Source organism: Nostoc sp. FACHB-152, assembly GCF_014697475.1.
In the GTDB taxonomy this organism is placed as follows: Bacteria; Cyanobacteriota; Cyanobacteriia; order Cyanobacteriales; family Nostocaceae; genus Nostoc_B.
Genome location: NZ_JACJRV010000012.1, coordinates 94,610 through 112,113 on the forward strand (window position 1 = coordinate 94,610; position 17,504 = coordinate 112,113).

The following is a 17,504-nucleotide window of genomic DNA, read 5'->3' on the forward strand; positions in this document are numbered from 1 at the left end:
CTAGCTGAGTTTACAAGCTCAGTTCTAAACTTGACTATTCCAGAAGGTTAAGAGAGACTAACTAATGACAGACGTGATGACTTATTAAAATAATAACTTTTGTTAATTTTCTGAGATATTTATATTGAGAGATGGAACATTAGTTAAAAAATGGCAATTTTGTATCTAAGTAACAATGTTCCGAGGACAAGCTTTTTAGCATTGTGCTAAGGAGTACAGTCCAAGCTTACTATCGTGGTTGGCCAAAAGCATGGAGACATTAGAATTCATAATTTATCCAGACGGTCGGGTACAAGAGAAAGTCACTGGCATTGTGGGTGCTTCTTGTGCTGAGGTTACAGCAGCAATTGAAGCACAGCTGGGGCAAGTACTTAGTCAAGAGCCAACCTCAGAATATTTCGCTAATAATCAGGTACAACAATCTAACCTAGCGAATACCCAAGCTACTTACAGCGAATGGTAAGTTTTCTGTCCAACAGTTTATTGTCGTCGATTTACAACCACCATGTCACACTTTAGCCAAATTAAGACTCAAATCCGTAACCTTGAATCCTTAAAAGATGCGCTAACTGAATTGGGCATCGACTGGAAACCCGGCCCTCGTGAGGTACGTGGCTATCGCGGTCAAACCCATCCTGCGGAAGTTACCATTGAGCAGGAAAATGGCTATGACATCGGCTTTAGATGGAATGGCAAGGAGTATGAATTAGTAGCTGATTTACAATACTGGCAGCAAAATCTGTCTGTAGACGGTTTCTTGCGTCAAGTAACTCAGCGTTATGCTTTCCAGACAGTTGTGAAAGAAACTGCAATGGCAGGCTTTCAAGTTACTGAACAGCAAAAAAATTCAGACGGTTCTATTCGCTTAGTAGTACAACGCTGGAGTGCGTAATGGCTGACTTTCTGCCTTTGCCGGATGAACAGGATGATAACCGTTCCGGTTTGGAACCAGAGTTAGGCGGTTTTTTGCGGGATGACCCAGAACGTTCTGGTTTGGAACCTGAATTAGGTGGAGTGTTGCGGCAAAAGGGTGTTTATGTTGACGAAATCACCTGTATTGGCTGTAAACACTGCGCCCATGTTGCGCGAAATACTTTTTACATTGAACCAGATTACGGGCGATCGCGCGTAATCCGACAAGATGGGGACGCGGAAGAAGTTATCCAAGAAGCAATTGACACTTGTCCGGTTGATTGCATCCATTGGGTAAATTATACAGAACTAAGAAAGTTAGAAGATGAGCGCAAATATCAAGTGATTCCTGTTGTAGGCTATCCGGTAGAACTGGCAGTTGCCGCTTCTGAAAAACGGCGGAAAAAGCAAAAACTCAAACACAAAAAATCCCGTTATTAAAATAAACAAATTAAATAAATGTATTACAGGACTGGTTCAGCCAGTCCTTTTATTTTTCAATATATTTTTTGCATGAATGTTGGAGAGGAAGAATTTTAAGTCTCACGCAAAGGTGCAGAGGCGCAAAGACTTAAAGACAACTAACTTTTTGAGTAAGAAGTCTCATCTAATTATTGCCAAATTTTTTGCAGATTGAGTACAAATCCAGGTAACACATTTTCACCAGAAAAGGTTTTAGGAGATTTTAGAACTTCCACCTGTGGGCTTATATCCACTTTGTGTCAAAAATTATTAAATAATACTAATACTGTAAGCGCGAATTGCTGAATCAACTGTCGCAATCGTTAGTCCATGCTGTAAAGACTGACAGATTAACATTCTATCGAAGGGATCTTTGTGCAGTGCTGGTAAACTCGCAAGTTGAGTAACGCTACCTTCGTCTAAATCAAGATTTACAATTTGATGGCGATCGCGTTGTTTAGGAATATATATTTCAGGAGACTCTGGTAGTGGTAGCTTGCCCAATTGATATTTAATAATGCATTCCCATATTGAGACAACGCTGAGATAAATCTGGTTATCTGGATTGCGAATAGAATTTATAATATCTGTCGATAAACGATTATCGCTACTAATAAACCATAAAAATATATGAGTGTCTAAGAGAATTTTCATTTGCCTTCAAAAGCATTCAAAATCTCTTCAGGTAAAGGTTCATCAAAATCATCAGGTACAGTAAACTCTCCTGCACATAAACCGAAAGGTCGTAGCAGCTTGTTAGTGCTTTGAATTGGTTTTAGTTCAGCAATTTCTTTATCTGCTTGAATAATAATAAAACTTTCACCTGCCTCAACTTGATTGAGATACTTTAAGGGATCTTGTTGGATTTCATCAACTGTAACTTTCTGCATTTGAGATATTTCGGCGTAGCGGTAACAGAAGGATACACGGCCTAACTCGATTCTAAATCTCAGGCAGGCAATATGCCTGCCTTACAATAAATTAACTCAAAGCAGAAGTTAACTCACTCTGAGCTTGTTCTAATGCTTCTGGTAATTTACTGTCATCGCGGCCGCCAGCTTGGGCTAGGTTGGGTCTACCGCCACCGCCGCCGCCGCAGATTTTAGCGATCGCACCGACAAATTTCCCAGCCTGCAAACCTTTCTTGTTCACCTCTGGACTGAATGCTGCAACTATGCTAACTTTGCCAGCTTCCGGTACAGAACCCAACACCACTGCACCGTTACCGATTTTTTGCAGTAAGCGTTCCGCAGCAGTTTTCAAAGATTCCGGGTCAACGCCTTCGAGTTGGGCAACAATGATTTTATGGTCGCCTACTATTTGGGCTGTTTCTAGTAAGCTGTCTGATTTAGCGATCGCTAGTTGTCCTTTCAGCGTTTCTAGTTGCTTCTCGGCGTTTCTCAGTTCAGTTTGCAGAGTAGTGATTCTCTCTGGTAGTTCTTCGGGTTTAACTTTAAAGCGATCGCTTAAATCTTTGACTACTTTATCCCGAATATTGAGGTAATCTAATATCGCTGGGCCGGAAACCGCTTCAATTCGCCGCACACCAGACGCAACGCCAGCTTCAGAGATAATCTTGAATACGCCAATCTCCGCAGTATTACTTACGTGCGTACCTCCGCATAGTTCCATCGACACGCTAGGAAAATCGATGACGCGGACTTCTTCTCCGTATTTTTCCCCGAACATGGCAACAGCACCTCTAGCTTTCGCTTCAGCTAAGGGTAATATTTCGATTTTTGCGGAGTGGGCTTCAGCAATCCAAGTATTCACCTGTTCCTCAACTTGCTGGACTTCTTCGGCTGTCAAAGCACGGGGACAGTTGAAGTCAAACCGCAATCTGTCAAAAGAAACGAGAGAACCAGCTTGAGATATGCCTTCATCAACGATTTTCTTTAACGCAGCTTGCAGTAAGTGGGTTGCAGTATGGTTAGCTTGGGCGCGACGACGACAAGCGTTATCAATTTGGGCGGTAACAGTATCACCTACACGCAGGGTTCCGCGTTCAATGCGTCCGAAGTGAACGAAGAAATCAGATTCTTTCTTGACATCTTCAACCCGGACTACAATACCATCGCCTGTGATATAACCGCGATCGCCTATTTGTCCCCCAGATTCAGCATAGAATGGGGTTTGGTTGAGAACGATTTGCACATCTGTTCCCACTTCAGCTTCCTCTTGGGCGATTCCACTTACTAGTAATACTTCTACTTTTGCTGTCGTCGCAGGTTGAGTATAACCCAAGAACTCAGTAGCGTGGATATGTTCTGCTAGTTTGTCGAGGGAACCTTGCACAGTTAAATCGATGGTTTCGTGTGCAGCTTTTGCACGTTCCACCTGCTTTTGCATTTCGACGTTGAATCCCTCAACATCAACGGTGAGGTTGTTTTCCTCGGCGATTTCTTGAGTAAGTTCTAAGGGAAAACCGTAGGTATCGTACAGAGTGAAAGCACTTTCCCCACTAATTTCGGTTTGTCCTTGCTGCTTCAGTTGTTGAATTATCTCATCAAGCAGTTTCTCGCCTCTATCCAAAGTTTTGAGGAAATTCGATTCTTCCCGTTCGAGTTCTGCTTTGATGGATGCTTCCCGTTGGCGAACATTGGGGTAAGCTGATTCCGAAAGAGCGATCGCAGTTTCCGCAACTTGGGTGATAAAATTTCCTGAAATGCCAAGTAATCGACCATGACGTACCACCCGCCGAATTAATCGCCGCAACACATAACCCCGTCCTACATTCGAGGCGCGGATTTCATCAGCAATCATGTGAACTACAGAACGTACATGATCACCAATTACTTTTAAAGATACTTTGATGTTCTCGTCGCTGGTATGATAATCAATGCCAGCAATTTGGGCTGCTGTTTTAATAATCGGGAAAATCAAATCTGTTTCATAGTTATTTGGCACTTTTTGGAGAATTTGCGCCATTCTCTCCAAACCCATGCCTGTATCTATATTCTTATTTTGCAGTGGTGTTAAATTCCCGGCTGCATCGCGGTTGTATTGCATGAATACCAAGTTATAGAACTCGATAAACCGGGTGTCATCTTCTAAATCAATATTGTCGTCGCCGCGTTCGGGGTGGAAGTCGTAATAAATTTCCGAACAAGGGCCGCAAGGGCCAGTCGGGCCAGATGCCCAAAAGTTATCATCTGCACCCATCCGTTGAATTCTAGCTTCGGGTACACCAATTTTGTCGCGCCAGATTTCAAAAGCTTCGTCGTCCTCTTCAAAGACGCTGACAACGAGGTTTTGGGGAGAAAAGCCAAAAACTTGTGTGGAAATTTCCCAACCCCAAGCGATCGCTTGTTCTTTAAAATAATCACCAAAGCTGAAGTTACCCAGCATTTCAAAGAAAGTATGATGCCGTTTGGTGCGTCCGACATTTTCAATATCGTTAGTACGGATGCACTTTTGCGATGTGGTTGCTCTTTTAAATTCGGGTGTGCGCTGTCCCAGGAATATCGGCTTAAATGGTAACATCCCCGCGATCGTCAGCAGCACGGTTGGATCTTCAGGCACGAGGGAAGCACTGGGGAGAATTTGGTGTTCCCGTTGGGCATAGAAGTCAAGGAATAAGGTACGAATTTCGTTACCGCTGAGGTAGGGATTAGAAGACATGGGTGAACTAAAGTATTAAGTATAAAGTTTGAAGTATGTAGACACCCTGCGGGTGAATTCTTGGAGGGTAGTGTCAATTTCAGCCTTCATCCTTTATGTGGACGAAGTATGCCGCACAAGACGACATATAACTATTAGGGTAGCTACTTCTGTAACCTGTATCTACTATTAGCCGTCATCAACTACTCACACCAGGAAAGAGAGTCAGGAGTAGGGATAGTGGTTAATTTATTCTCAAGCTAAAGCTTTTCACTGTTTTTAAGCTATACACCCATCGACATCAACGCTTACAACAAAGCATGAATATCTTTCTGCACTACTCTCCACTCTTAACTTTATTTTTGCATTTTGTTTGGTTTTGTTGCTAGTAATTTTTACTTACACTGATAACTTTAATATTATCGTATATTTCTATACTTGTATTATTGCTACCTTACTTTAGCTAGATGTGCGATCGCTCTATGAATGAAATCATTTATTTGTGAAGTATGCATTGAATATCTAGTGAGGTCAGTAATGGCATTAACACTAAACGTACCTAATATTGCTTGTGATGGCTGTGCTGAAACAATTACAGATTCTATCCGTGTAGTAGATTCAGATGCTCGGATTGATATTAATGTTCAAGCCAAAACTGTCAAAGTAGAATCCGCAGTTTCCGAAGAATCTATTAAACAGGCAATTGTTGCGGCTGGTTATACCATTGAAGGTTATCAGGCAGGTTGACTTAAATTTAATAAAATTTTTAGATCTAGACAGTTTTACTGTAATAATTTTATGTTAATGCTTCCGCCTAATAAACAGTCTGGAGTTGACGTTAAAGAATTTCGATATGTACAGTAGTACAAAAAAATGTATATAAATAAACTTTAAACTTTTTCTGTAAATTCACTAGTAGCTTCGCGTTTTTCAAAAAACTAACTTTTGATTAATTAAAATCTCAACAATTCATACAGCTAAAATACTGGCTATTTTAACTCTTGCTGGTTTTTGTAGCTGCTCATTGTTCTGTAACTCAAGGCTTTTTCCTGCATATAAAGCCTGATCGCCCTTTGTTACATAACATTGGCAATATTGATTAGCATCTAGGTTTTTACGGATAAGACGAAAATTTTATATTTTTTTTAACATTAATCTATCTCGAAAAATTTACTTATAAATAAAATCAATTTATCTATTTGATCGGGAAAATACGGTTATCTCTTTAACACTTAACGACTATATTTATAGTTGAAAAATTAAATGTAAATTCCGTATTTATACTGTTTAAAAAACCGCATTAAGAAAGGCATGAATTAGCAAAATCAGAGAGTTTACTGGGTATATTAGCGTCAGTATTAAAAAGATTAAGAGGATATTAAAATTAACAGTATCTTATTAATTTGAAGTTATGACTATCAAAGATGGGGAGAATTCCCCATAACAAGAATACTGACATATTCGTACTTGGAAAATACTAGGTAATTTTATTGTAAAATAAGGCAGCAATCACAAAAATGAACATTTCTATTCTGGTTTTTGGAAGAGATACATTTTTAACTACACTTCCCGATCAAATCCTTGATACAAGCGTTTTTAGTTTAGAAATCAATGCTGATTTTCATCAGGCTGTATCAAACATACAAATCAACCCACCTGATGTTATATTGGTGCAAGCTAGCCTGGATGGAAGCATAGAATTATGTGGTTGGTTAAAAAATCAACCACAACTATCTTGGGTATATTGTATTCTCTTTGAGGATCGTCCCTACGAGCTTGCTGCTAGAAGCCAGCAGGGTTTGGAATGGGAATGGGAAACTACTGCTACTGCACTAAGACAAGGTGCTGATGCTTATATTTGGCAAATGCTTGATGAAACGAAATATAACAAGTCACCAAGTGTAGCAGCACAACATCAATTAATATTATCTCAATTGAACGTTGGTTTACGAAAAGCGCAAAAGTATCGTGATTTAATGCGGACAAATGATTTATTATCAGCGATCGCATTAGCAGATTCGTTAACCGAAATTAGTAATCGTCGGGCTTTAGAATGGGACTTACCGAGACAAATTAAAAAATCTCGTACTCAAGGAGGCCCATTGAGTTTGATTATTCTAGATGTCGATTATTTTAAAAAAGTGAACGATACCTATGGACATTTAGTAGGCGATCGCCTGTTACAGTTATTATCTCAACGTTTGCGACACAACCTGCGTTCTAAAGACACTCCATTTCGTTTTGGCGGTGAAGAATTTGTCGTGGTTCTGACTAACACCACTGGCGATGAAGCAATGATAGTTGCAGAACGTCTAAATCGCATAGTCGGTGAACAACCATTTGCCATTAACGAAAACCTAACTATTCCTGTCACAATTAGCTTAGGCGTTGCTACCCTGCAACCCGATGATGACAATAAAGGTCTTAGCTTACTAAATCGTGCCGATCAATGTCTTTTAGATGCAAAAGCATCTGGGCGTAACCAAGCTGTAAGTTGGAAGCACTCTCCTTTTTCACATCTCAAGGCTGTTTCTTCGTAAATAAATTAGATATGAAAATAGATATGTGTACTTGTAAAGGCACTTGAGAGACGCGAGATTTCGCGTCTCTCAACGTCTTGCTAATAAACACCTTGTTTTCTTACAGAATACTTTAACTATTTCAACTTATACCAATTCAAATAATGTTTGCGACAGATACCCCACCCGCCTGACGGCACCCTTACCAAGAGGAGGGGTCTTATTTATGTGTCGCATTCTTTTTTCAAATTAGTATTAGTTAACATAAAATAACTGTATTAGAGTAAATATTGGGTTTGGTGAGCATTAATACACTCTCTTAATTTATCTAACTTGCTCACAAAATCATATCTAAGTTTAGCAAAAACCCATTTAAAACATCTTCCCCTGACACTGTTGGCGGAGATTCTAATATCTCAACATCTTTTCCTAGTCTATAAATCTCCACTTGTCGAGATTTACGATTAATTAAAAAGCCTAAACGCACACCATTATCTATATATTCCTTCATTTTTTCCTGAGTAACTTTCAAATTATCACTTGGAGAAAGTAACTCAATAACAAAATCAGGCACAATCGGCGGAAACTTTTCCTTTTCTTCTTCAGTTAAAGCATTCCATCTTTCTAACTTTATCCAAGCCGCATCAGGTGAACGATCTGCGCCGTTAGGCAATTTAAAACAAGTCGAGGAATCAAAAACTATACCCTGTTTATCTTGTTCGTTCCAAATCCAAAGTTGAGCAGTAATTCCTGCATTACGATTCCCCGTTCCTCCCCCCGTAGGTGGCATGATAATTAATTCTCCCGAAGCGGTGCGTTCAAATCTTAAATCGCGGTTTGCTTGACATAGCTTAAAAAATTGCTCATCTGTCAGTTCTAAGACTGATTGCAGATTGACGGTGAAAGCATTCATGGTAATGGCAGCTAATATTTAAAGCCTATAAACTATTTTATCCTCTCGGCGATCGCACCTCTGCACATTCCCACAGCGATCGCCTGTTTGAAAACCTAGCAGTTGATTAAGCTTTCACGCTCAGTGACCCACAGAATGATTATCTGTGTATATTTAATTTAGAGCAAAACAAGTATAAGCAGAATTTGAATTCATTAAAATTATGTTGCAATCAATCGAAGGCGTTTACAAAAACGGTAAGGTAGAACTTACAGAATTACCAAGTGATATTTCAGAAAGTATTGTAATTGTCACTTTTCTAGAGTCAAAAAAAACTCAACAGACAAACCAAATAATGCAGTTTGGGATGTTCTCTGGAAATCAACAATCAACAGAAGCAGATTTTCAAATTGCTGAATTTCATGGGGATGGTGATGATAGCTTAAACTGGTCATAAGTAGTTATGAAGTACGTTATAGATACTCATGCTCTTATCTGGTTTCTTGAAGGTAATACCCGCTTAGGTGCGAATGCTAAAGCTCTCCTTTCTCATCCTGATTCACAATTAGTTATTCCTGCGACTACTTTAGCTGAAGCTGTTTGGATTGTGGAAAGAGGTAGAACATCTATTCCTCATCCTCAAGATATAATTTCCGCAGTAGAAGCTGACTCTCGTGTGGTTATTTATCCACTTGATAAAGATGTAATTGCAATGACTATGAGCCTATCTGCTATTCATGAAATGCATGATAGACAAATTGTAGCTACTGCGTTACTTTTAGCAAATAACGGTGATGGTGTGCAGTTATTAACTTGCGACCAAAATATAACTGCTTCGGGTTTGGTTAGTGTTATTTGGTAGTTTCTAGATAAAGTTTATTGTAGCGATCGCGCTCTCCACAATCCTAATGCGATCGCTGATTCTATGATTACACTGTAGGCGATCGCCTGTTTGAAAAAATGAGCGATCGCACTCAACATTCCCAAATACGATCATTTATCGTGGAAGAATGGTACATTTTGATATTAATATCGAACCTAAAGCGTTTCATCGAATTACAATTGGTTTTGGAGCGAGTTTGTATTTACTTAGAATTTCCTTTGCTGTTTTTCTAGAGAAATTTTTTAATTTAAATTGTTCAAGAACTTTACTAGCTGACATCATAGATCGTAGAAACAAAAGATAAAATACTTCTTTCTTTTGATCCTGACTAAAGAATTGAACTTCTGCAATTTTTAAAAAAGCTGTAGCAATGTTTTCCCAAATCTCAATTTCTTTCTCTGGGTTATGATCACGGGATAAATCCATAATCCAAGCATCTACAGTGCGTGGAAAAACATCTGCAAAGATTTCTGCTATTATTTCGACTCTTTCTTTCTGTTCATCACTTAGCAAACTTGTTCCTATAGGAGAATAAACTACACTACTCATACTAAGCATAACCACTTCGCATGAGTCTTCAGCACAGTCTTCTAGGATATCAATCATTGGGATGTCAATAACAACTAGCTCATCAGTGGAGAACCCAAATACTTTATTAACTTCTTGGCAAACACTAAGGATAACTTTTTTTGCAACTCCAATAGGAATAATGAAAAACTCTCTATCCTTATTACTTCTATATGCGTTGAATTTTCGATGAATTGTCTTCTCTGCTATTTCACAATCAGCAACCTTACAAGCAAAAGCAATATTGAATGGTTCAGGAACTCCAGACGCACCACGATAAATTTCCTTTGCGCGAATGTCTGGTTCTCGCGTTGTCCTACCAATTTTAAGAATGTGACTTGCGAATGACCTGTTTTCTAGAGCGTATATGTAGCCAGGATTCACTCAAAGCCTCACGAAGTTTTACAAAATCTTTCTTACTATGATAGTTCATCCGTTCTATTTCATCAATGAATTACGCAACTTTTGTCACTCAAAATACAGCAAATTGTGTGCTTCTACTAAATGTAGACAGTTAGTGAACAGAAAAATCAGATAAGTGTAGAAGGTAAGCTATTACAAAAGCTTTCTTCTTCTACACCAATGTCATCACTTGCTCATATTCTTCTTTATGGCTTTGCAAAGCGTCCCAAATATCAAATTTTTGCTGAAGATTGAGCCAAAGTCTTGGCCCATTCCCTAAAGCTTTACCAAGACGGATTGCGATATCTACTGTAATTGATCTTTGACCATGAATCATTTCATTAACTACTTGATTAGATATCCCTAAAATTTCTGCAAATTTAGGGATATCAATATCTAAATCATCTATGATATCTGCAATTACTTCACCAGGATGTATTGGTCTGACTAATCTATCTTGAGTAATATCTTGCCAGTTATTCATAATCAATGACCAACCATTTAATATTCAACTGACACTATAAATTAGTGATAATCTTCAAGCTATATATTATTATAGGAAAATAGCGATGCCTACCACAGCACAGGCGTTGAAATGTTTTCAACTTTGCTGCGATCTTACCATCAAGTACTGCTCTATAGACCTGGTGACTCTGGATCAGCGCACTGGGAATGTAATTATTCTGGCAAAAGAAGAAATTAATCTTGAGATTAAGCCTACTGGAGAATGGGAGTTTGTATGAGTGTCAAACCAGACTTTGCTACCATGACCACAATTGAACTTCGAGCCTACATCATAGAGCATCGGGATGATGAGGAAGCTTTACAAGCTTACCTTGACAAGCTTCATCAACAGAAACCACGCTCACGGGTGTATAAACCTGAAGAAGATGTAGCTGAAGCGATCGCAGAATATCTGAAAGGTAAAATAAACAAGGAAATATAAGTTTCTCAGCCTGGAAGTTGTGACCACCTGTGTCTGTATGAAAAGATGTACCATCTCATTCCACATTCCCAAACTCGATACCTTCGGTAAGCTACGCTAACGCCTGTGTGCCAGGATGAGTGATCGCACTCTGCACATTCCTAATGCGATCGCCTGTATAAAAAACTAGCAATTGATTAAGCTGTTGCAAAATCTGTGAATTTTCTCACATCGGGAGGATGAAAAGCAAGCACAATATCATTGTTAGTTACACCTAATCTCATTAATTCAGTTGCTATTCCCTCCTCTGTATAGTCTTCCTCTATATAAATTTTTTCATTCTTAATCCGAACATGAACATAAGTATATTTAATTCGCTTGCTGCCTTGCCAATCTACAGCTAACCATAGATAATGGTCATGATTTTCATCAAATACTAAACTAGTTTCGTAATTAGTCTCAGGTGATTTGCGAGATAAATTATCATATTCAGTAAGCACTTGTTTAATTAACTTACGATACTCTGCCATTTTGTCCATAAAGTAATTTCCTCTCTTTCATTGTTAAAAACAATAAGTTTAATCTGATGAAGTTCTACAACTGCTTGAATAGATTTTCGTTGAAAGAAGCTATCAAAGATTGTATCTCTAATAGCTAGATATATATCATAATTTTTATTTGCTAATTGTAAAATGTCACGGTATAAAATATATTGACCCAAAGCATTTTGAAAATCTTTCATCAGAGAAGGGCTGATGAAGCTCTTGATTTCAACAACTATTTTCCGTCCTTCTTGTTCAGCTAGTAAGGCTTTTTCTACAAATAAATCAGCATAAAGTTCAGCATCTTCATACTGCAAAAAATAAGGATCAGCCGTAATTGTCCAGCCATCTTTAATTAAGGCATTTTTAACAGCATCATGGTAAATGTCCTTAGCTGGCATTTCTTTCTGGTAATCTAGACTAGATAAATTATACTAATTGTGCAGGCGATCGCATATTTTCTATACCCTTAAACAGTAATTTAACCTCTAGCTTATGTGCTTGTTCTATCTATATCCACTGAAATATTAGGGATCTTAATACTAGTATGCTTCTTCATCAAAAGTTGCAATTAATACGACCTCATTGGATGTTGTGATGCTTGTAATATTTCTGTAATGTTTTGAACGTGCAAACGTGCGAATAGATATCACTTCGCTATCAAATATATTAGTAAATTTACGACGCGCGAATAAAATAACTTCTCCTTCCATTTCTAATACAAGTCCTGGTCCATTTCCTATACTAATTGTATGAATACTAGAAACCAAACTTCCTAGTCCTTCGTATTTTCTTACATACGAAACTGTAGGAGCAGAAGAACCACTTCTCTTTAATCCTAATGCAAGTAGTTCACCATTATACGTACTAAGAAACAAAGCTTGAGAACTATTATGAACAAATTGCAAATCTTCTGGATCAATTGCATTTCCAGAGTTTAATTTTACGAATAGACTGTTTAAATCAAACTTATTTTGTTCTTCTAAATCTGTAACAATCCATTTTTCTTGTTCTAAGTTATTCTTTGATTCAATTACTTCTTCTAGAAATGCAGTTCTAACACTATTAAATAAAGTTGGGGTGACAGTTGTCGGATAATTGACAATATCAAAATCCAGCCAAGCAGTTCGCAGGGAGTATTCTGAAATATGTTTCTCTTGTCGACCATCATTAATTCCTAAATCAAAATCGTCTAAAAATGAGAACCATCCGTCAGAACCACATGAGGCATTTACTGTGCCATACTTAGCTGTTGTGTGAATACACTTTGCATCAGTGCGTTTTTTAGTATCATCAATTGGTGCAAGACTTTCTGATTCCCAGTCAAGATCAAGATGATAAAGCCCTGTGTTTGAACCAACATATAATCGACCATTATAAATATTTAAATCAAGTAAAATATCTGCGTTTATTCTCAAATCCCATTCAACAGCTTCTATAAAATCTGTATCAATTTCGATTGATAGTGATTGTATTTGCTCAATAGCTCTAAGGAATTCTGCTTTTCCAGTCTCATCATTTATTCTATGACGGAATCGCTCATGATCGATCCAATCATTTCTCAAAATAGCTGTAGGGCCATACTCTAGCCCAGCAGATGTTGATCGATTTGCAGGCATTTATTTTTTCTTTTTTGTCTTTCTAACAGATGTTATAAAAGGCACGGTATTACCGTGCCTCCTAACTTACTCTTTGTTGGTAAACTTACTCAATCCCCTCAATTCGGTCTTCAACTTCTTGGTACAACTCGCGGAGGCGGTCTAAATTCTCCTCGCTAGTTTCCCAATAACCGCGACCATTAACTTCCAACAATGTGGATACCATCTTGCGGAAAGAATGGGGGTTGAGGTTCATCAAGCGTTTCTGCATTTCTTCATCTTTGATGAAGGTTTCGTTCGCATCCTCATATATCCAGTTGTCCACAGCGCCGGCTGTTGCACTCCAACCCATTGTGTTTACCAACCGCTTGGAGAGTTCGCGTACACCTTCGTAACCGTGAGACAGCATACCTTCATACCACTTGGGATTTAACAATTTGGTACGGGCATCTAAGCGCACGGTTTCGGATAATGTGCGGACTTGGGCGTTGGCTGTGGTGGTGTCTGCAATATAGGATGCTGGTTTCTTACCATCACCGCGCAGACTTGCTACTAACTTAGTGGGGTCGGAGTCGAAGTAGTGAGAAACGTCTGTCAAGCTAATCTCAGAGGAATCCAAGTTTTGGAAAGTTGCATCAGCAGTTTTAAGGGTGCTTTCAAAAATCTGCCGGGATTCGTCCATCATTCCGGGGCTATCGGAATTGAAGGAGAAAGATTTCCGTTTCAGATACATTTCCTGTAACTCGGCTTCACTGTCCCAAGTGCTGTTTTCTACTGCCAAGTTAATATTTGACGAGTAGGAACCAGACGCATTGGAGAAGACGCGGGTTGCGGCTTGACGCAGATTAATTCCCATTTCTTCAGCTTGCTGCATGGCGTGTTTGCGGACAAAGTTCATTTCTAAGGGTTCATCCGCTTCCGCCGCCATCTTCACCCCTTGGTCTAGCAGATTCATCTGGTTGATGAACAAGTCGCGGAATACACCAGAACAGTTGATGACTACATCAATTCTGGGTCGTCCCAACTCTTCTAGAGGTATTAACTCCAGCTTATTCACCCGTCCCAAGGCATCGGGAACAGGACGTACACCCACCATCCACATGATTTGTGCTAGGGATTCACCGTAGGTTTTGATATTATCGGTTCCCCAGAGAACGCAGGCGATGGTTTCGGGCCAATTACCCCCGTTTTCGGCTTTGTTCCTTGCCAAAAGCCTATCAACAACGATTTTCGCTGATTGGACTGCGGCGGCTGTAGGAATTGATTGGGGGTCGAGGGCGTGAATGTTTTTACCTGTGGGCAATACATCCGGGTTACGGATGGGGTCGCCACCAGGGCCGGGAAGAACGTATTCGCCTTCTAAGCCTTTGAGTAATGCGCCTAGTTCGTTGTCTGCACAAACTTGTTGCAAGCAGAATTCTAAATACTCGAATAGGGGTTTCAAGGCTGAGGTATCAACTTTGGGATAGCCGGCTTTGTGCAGTGCCTCTACCCAAGGTTCCTTTTTGCCCATGTTGAAGAAATTCAACTTGGAAACTAGAGAAACCCTTCCTTCTGCGTCGGTTTGTTCTTGTACTAAGGCGCGGACGGCGGCGCGAGTAGCTAGGGTGATGTCTTGTAGAAGTTGGACATCTTCTAATACGCCCCGATCGCTATTTTTGTAAATTTCGTCAATATCCCGCCCCAGGCTATTGGCGATAATCCGGGGTAAGCTGAGAATTTCTTCTTCTTGGCGGTCTAGGCTGGCGATATTAACTAGGGTTGCGATCGCTTCTTCTGCACTTGGCGGTTTACCAATGACGTGCAAACCACAAGGTAACAACCGAGATTCGATTTCCATTAACTTGCGGTAGACGCTGCCAACGATATTATCCCGTTCTTCTGGGGTCATATCTTTGGCATCTGTTTCTGGCAAATTGATATCTTTATCCAGGTTGACAATGCGGCATTTATCCATGATCGTGTTGACGATGGGGATACCACGACCGCTATCTTTCAAGGTTTGGTAAGAAGCAATTAATTCGCTGAGTTCTTTCAACCCTTTATACAAGCCAGCGTTTTCTGCGGGTGGTGTCAGGTAAGAAATTGTCTCGGCGTAACTGCGGCGTTTGGCAATTGTCGCTTCACTGGGGTTGTTAGCGGCGTAGTAGTACAGGTTAGGAATTGTCCCAATTAAGTTATCGGGGTAACATTCGCCTGACATCCCCATTTGCTTACCGGGCATGAATTCCAAGGAACCGTGTGTACCAAAGTGCAGTACAGCATCAGCACCCCAAATTCTTTCTAGGTAAGTGTAGTAAGCCGCAAAACCGTGGTGAGGGCTGGCGGAACGGGAGAACAACAGCCGCATCGGGTCGCCTTCATAGCCAAAGGTAGGCTGAACACCAATGAAGACGTTACCAAATTGCTTACCGTAAACTAAGAGGTTTTGTCCGTCGCTGTTGAGGTGTCCTGGTGGTGGCCCCCAGTTTTCTTCTAAGCGTTGGGAATAAGGTGTGAGTGCTTCGTATTCTGGCACTGACATCTTATAGGCAATGTTAAGTTCCGGACTGGCATACTGTGCTTGTGCGTCGTGGATGACTTGTTCCATCAACTCTTTAGCGTTTTCTGGCAAGTCTTGCACGTCGTAGCCGTTGTTTCTCAACGCCTTCATGACTTCGTAGATGGAACCGAATACATCTAGGTATGCGGCTGTCCCGACGTTACCTTTATCGGGGGGGAAGCTGAAAACGGTAATCGCAACTCTTTTATTTAGTTTGGGTTTGCGACGAAGATTAGCCCACTTCAAAGCACGTTGCGCTACGGCTTCGATGCGGTCTTGGAGTGCGATCGCCTTTCCTGTCGCCCCATCTCTACCCGATAATATAATCGGCTCGATCGCGCCATCAAGTTCGGGAATGGCAATTTGTAAAGCTACTTGAATCGGATGTAAGCCTAAATCGCTATCTAACCATTCTTCGGTAGTTTGGAATACCAAGGGTAAAGCCACCATGTATGGGCGATTTAAGCGTTTGAGTGCGTCAATTGCCTTAGGATGGTCTTGTCTAGCTGGGCCGCCAACTAAAGCAAAACCAGTTAAGGATATGACAGCATCAACTAACGCTGTATTTGTAGTTGGTTCGTAGAAGTAAGCATCTACCGGTTTGGAAAAGTCCAAACCACCAGCAAATACTGGCAATACCCTTGCGCCTAGTGATTCCAACTCCTGCACCATTGCTACGTAATGGGCATCATCACCTGTAACTAGGTGAGTACGTTGTAATACTAGCCCTACACAGGGTGCTAAAGGATCTTTCAGATCTTGAGGGATATCCCTTCGGGCTGTATACCAGTTGAGATATTCCCTAACATCCTCATACATGGTTGTGGCTAAAGGATGCCAAATCCCCATGTCTGGATAAACTACTGGTGCTTGATATTCTAAAGATGCAACTTTTTGTTTTTCTACGCCTTTTAATACATATTTATCAGCCAGCATCAGCAAGAAGTTCTCCAGGTTTTCTGGCGAACCCCCCAGCCAATACTGAAAACTCAGCATGAAGTTGCGTGCGTCCTGTGCCTTATCCATTGGCAAGAACTTCAGTACTTGGGGTAGTGTCCGCAACAGCTTCAGCATTCCATCTTGGAATCCCGCACCGGATTTTTCTTTGCGTTTCCGCATGAATTGTGCGATCGCACTTTTCGATTGTCCCAACTGTGCCAAAGAGAAAGTACCCATTTTATTCAGGCGCATTACCTCTGGCATTGATGGGAAAACAACGGCAACGTCGAGATTATCGCGGTATGGTTCTACGGCTGCTACTACTTTCTGTGCTAAGTCTTCGATAAAAATCAGAGAGGCAATAAAAATATTGGCACTTTGTATCTCCCGTTGGAACTCCTCGTAGTTTTCGGGGTCGCGGAGTTCCTCAATTAAGTACCCACTGATTTCGATCGCAAGATCGGGACTGTTCGAGTTAATCGTGCGAACCGCTTGCGACAATGCACTCTGGTACTGGGACTCAAGCACGACATAGACCACCTTAATTAAATTACGTCCGCGCAGGTTTTCAGGCGCAATGTGTCTAATGGTGGACTTGACGTGGGTGAACATGCTTCCTCTGCTCCTTTGATGCGTGTTCTCTACTGGAAGTTCTTCAGCGGCCGAGACCGCTACAGGTTACTTCTTTTTTTCGGCAATAAGAGTTTTTTATCAGAAAAAC

At 40.4% G+C, this 17,504-nt stretch carries 19 protein-coding genes and 1 pseudogene; 9 read left to right on the plus strand and 11 right to left on the minus strand.

Annotation, left to right across the window (positions count from 1 at the left end; genetic code table 11):
* The first annotated feature begins 250 nt into the window (after positions 1 to 250).
* From H6G76_RS12860 to H6G76_RS12870, 3 genes are read left to right on the plus strand one after another with little or no spacing between them, the layout of a single operon-like run.
* Positions 251 to 463, plus strand: a complete 213-nt coding sequence (locus tag H6G76_RS12860; RefSeq protein WP_190700660.1) for a DUF2997 domain-containing protein — start codon at positions 251 to 253, stop codon at positions 461 to 463.
* A 42-nt stretch (positions 464 to 505) separates the two neighbouring features.
* Complete coding sequence (locus H6G76_RS12865) at positions 506 to 892, plus strand: DUF1257 domain-containing protein (protein WP_190700663.1); 387 nt, start codon at positions 506 to 508, stop codon at positions 890 to 892.
* Positions 892 to 1,353 (plus strand): ferredoxin, encoded by a 462-nt coding sequence (locus H6G76_RS12870; RefSeq protein WP_190700667.1) that lies wholly within the window; start codon positions 892 to 894, stop codon positions 1,351 to 1,353. Before H6G76_RS12865 ends, H6G76_RS12870 begins: the two co-directional genes overlap by 1 nt.
* Before the next feature lie 170 nt (positions 1,354 to 1,523).
* On the opposite strand, the pseudogene H6G76_RS38240 reads toward H6G76_RS12870, so the two are convergent.
* The 4 genes and pseudogenes from H6G76_RS38240 to alaS form a co-directional block, all read right to left on the minus strand.
* Positions 1,524 to 1,610, minus strand: a pseudogene (locus tag H6G76_RS38240) (Uma2 family endonuclease); the annotation flags it as partial.
* Positions 1,611 to 1,644: 34 nt separating this feature from the next.
* Positions 1,645 to 2,028, minus strand: a complete 384-nt coding sequence (locus H6G76_RS12875; protein WP_190700670.1) for a type II toxin-antitoxin system VapC family toxin — start codon at positions 2,026 to 2,028, stop codon at positions 1,645 to 1,647.
* A complete protein-coding gene (locus H6G76_RS12880; protein WP_190700673.1) occupies positions 2,025 to 2,264 on the minus strand; it encodes a type II toxin-antitoxin system Phd/YefM family antitoxin in 240 nt (79 codons plus the stop codon). The genes H6G76_RS12875 and H6G76_RS12880 overlap by 4 nt, the downstream gene beginning before the upstream one ends.
* 91 nt (positions 2,265 to 2,355) lie before the next feature.
* Positions 2,356 to 4,995, minus strand: a complete 2,640-nt coding sequence (alaS, locus tag H6G76_RS12885) for an alanine--tRNA ligase (protein ID WP_190700676.1) — start codon at positions 4,993 to 4,995, stop codon at positions 2,356 to 2,358.
* A 516-nt stretch (positions 4,996 to 5,511) separates the two neighbouring features.
* Here alaS and H6G76_RS12890 point away from each other — a divergent pair.
* Together H6G76_RS12890 and H6G76_RS12895 are read left to right on the plus strand one after the other, a co-directional pair.
* Complete coding sequence (locus H6G76_RS12890) at positions 5,512 to 5,721, plus strand: heavy-metal-associated domain-containing protein (protein WP_190700678.1); 210 nt, start codon at positions 5,512 to 5,514, stop codon at positions 5,719 to 5,721.
* Positions 5,722 to 6,491: 770 nt separating this feature from the next.
* Positions 6,492 to 7,514 (plus strand): diguanylate cyclase, encoded by a 1,023-nt coding sequence (locus H6G76_RS12895; protein ID WP_190700681.1) that lies wholly within the window; start codon positions 6,492 to 6,494, stop codon positions 7,512 to 7,514.
* 316 nt (positions 7,515 to 7,830) lie between these two features.
* Here the strand turns inward: H6G76_RS12895 and H6G76_RS12900 are convergent, their stop codons facing one another.
* On the minus strand, positions 7,831 to 8,406 hold the full coding sequence (locus H6G76_RS12900) for a Uma2 family endonuclease (RefSeq protein WP_190700682.1): 576 nt from the start codon (positions 8,404 to 8,406) through the stop codon (positions 7,831 to 7,833).
* A 202-nt stretch (positions 8,407 to 8,608) separates the two neighbouring features.
* On the opposite strand from H6G76_RS12900, the gene H6G76_RS12905 reads away from it, so the two are divergent.
* Positions 8,609 to 8,842 (plus strand): hypothetical protein, encoded by a 234-nt coding sequence (locus tag H6G76_RS12905; RefSeq protein WP_190700684.1) that lies wholly within the window; start codon positions 8,609 to 8,611, stop codon positions 8,840 to 8,842.
* Positions 8,843 to 8,848: 6 nt separating this feature from the next.
* Positions 8,849 to 9,247 (plus strand): type II toxin-antitoxin system VapC family toxin, encoded by a 399-nt coding sequence (locus H6G76_RS12910; RefSeq protein ID WP_190700687.1) that lies wholly within the window; start codon positions 8,849 to 8,851, stop codon positions 9,245 to 9,247.
* A 186-nt stretch (positions 9,248 to 9,433) separates the two neighbouring features.
* Here H6G76_RS12910 and H6G76_RS12915 read toward each other — a convergent pair whose 3' ends face one another.
* Together H6G76_RS12915 and H6G76_RS12920 are read right to left on the minus strand one after the other, a co-directional pair.
* A complete protein-coding gene (locus H6G76_RS12915; protein ID WP_190700690.1) occupies positions 9,434 to 10,219 on the minus strand; it encodes a GIY-YIG nuclease family protein in 786 nt (261 codons plus the stop codon).
* A 190-nt stretch (positions 10,220 to 10,409) separates the two neighbouring features.
* Positions 10,410 to 10,721, minus strand: coding sequence for a HigA family addiction module antitoxin (locus H6G76_RS12920; RefSeq protein ID WP_190700693.1), 312 nt, complete (start codon positions 10,719 to 10,721; stop codon positions 10,410 to 10,412).
* A gap of 85 nt (positions 10,722 to 10,806) precedes the next feature.
* Here H6G76_RS12920 and H6G76_RS12925 point away from each other — a divergent pair, with 85 nt between their 5' ends.
* Positions 10,807 to 10,980: a DUF6888 family protein gene (locus H6G76_RS12925; RefSeq protein WP_190700696.1), complete on the plus strand. Its 174-nt coding sequence runs from the start codon at positions 10,807 to 10,809 to the stop codon at positions 10,978 to 10,980.
* Complete coding sequence (locus H6G76_RS12930; protein ID WP_190700699.1) at positions 10,977 to 11,183, plus strand: DUF6887 family protein; 207 nt, start codon at positions 10,977 to 10,979, stop codon at positions 11,181 to 11,183. The genes H6G76_RS12925 and H6G76_RS12930 overlap by 4 nt, the downstream gene beginning before the upstream one ends.
* A gap of 176 nt (positions 11,184 to 11,359) precedes the next feature.
* Here H6G76_RS12930 and H6G76_RS12935 read toward each other — a convergent pair whose 3' ends face one another.
* The 4 genes from H6G76_RS12935 to H6G76_RS12950 form a co-directional block, all read right to left on the minus strand.
* A complete protein-coding gene (locus H6G76_RS12935; protein WP_190700701.1) occupies positions 11,360 to 11,701 on the minus strand; it encodes a XisI protein in 342 nt (113 codons plus the stop codon).
* Positions 11,671 to 12,105 carry a XisH family protein gene (locus H6G76_RS12940; RefSeq protein WP_190700705.1) on the minus strand — a complete coding sequence of 145 codons (435 nt, stop codon included), beginning with the start codon at positions 12,103 to 12,105 and terminating at the stop codon, positions 11,671 to 11,673. Before H6G76_RS12940 ends, H6G76_RS12935 begins: the two co-directional genes overlap by 31 nt.
* A gap of 141 nt (positions 12,106 to 12,246) precedes the next feature.
* Positions 12,247 to 13,323 carry a hypothetical protein gene (locus tag H6G76_RS12945; RefSeq protein WP_190700708.1) on the minus strand — a complete coding sequence of 359 codons (1,077 nt, stop codon included), beginning with the start codon at positions 13,321 to 13,323 and terminating at the stop codon, positions 12,247 to 12,249.
* Between the two features lie 85 nt (positions 13,324 to 13,408).
* The gene (locus H6G76_RS12950) at positions 13,409 to 17,395 is read right to left on the minus strand and encodes a magnesium chelatase subunit H (RefSeq protein ID WP_190700711.1); all 3,987 of its coding nucleotides are present in this window, start codon (positions 17,393 to 17,395) and stop codon (positions 13,409 to 13,411) included.
* Between the last annotated feature and the right edge of the window lie 109 nt (positions 17,396 to 17,504).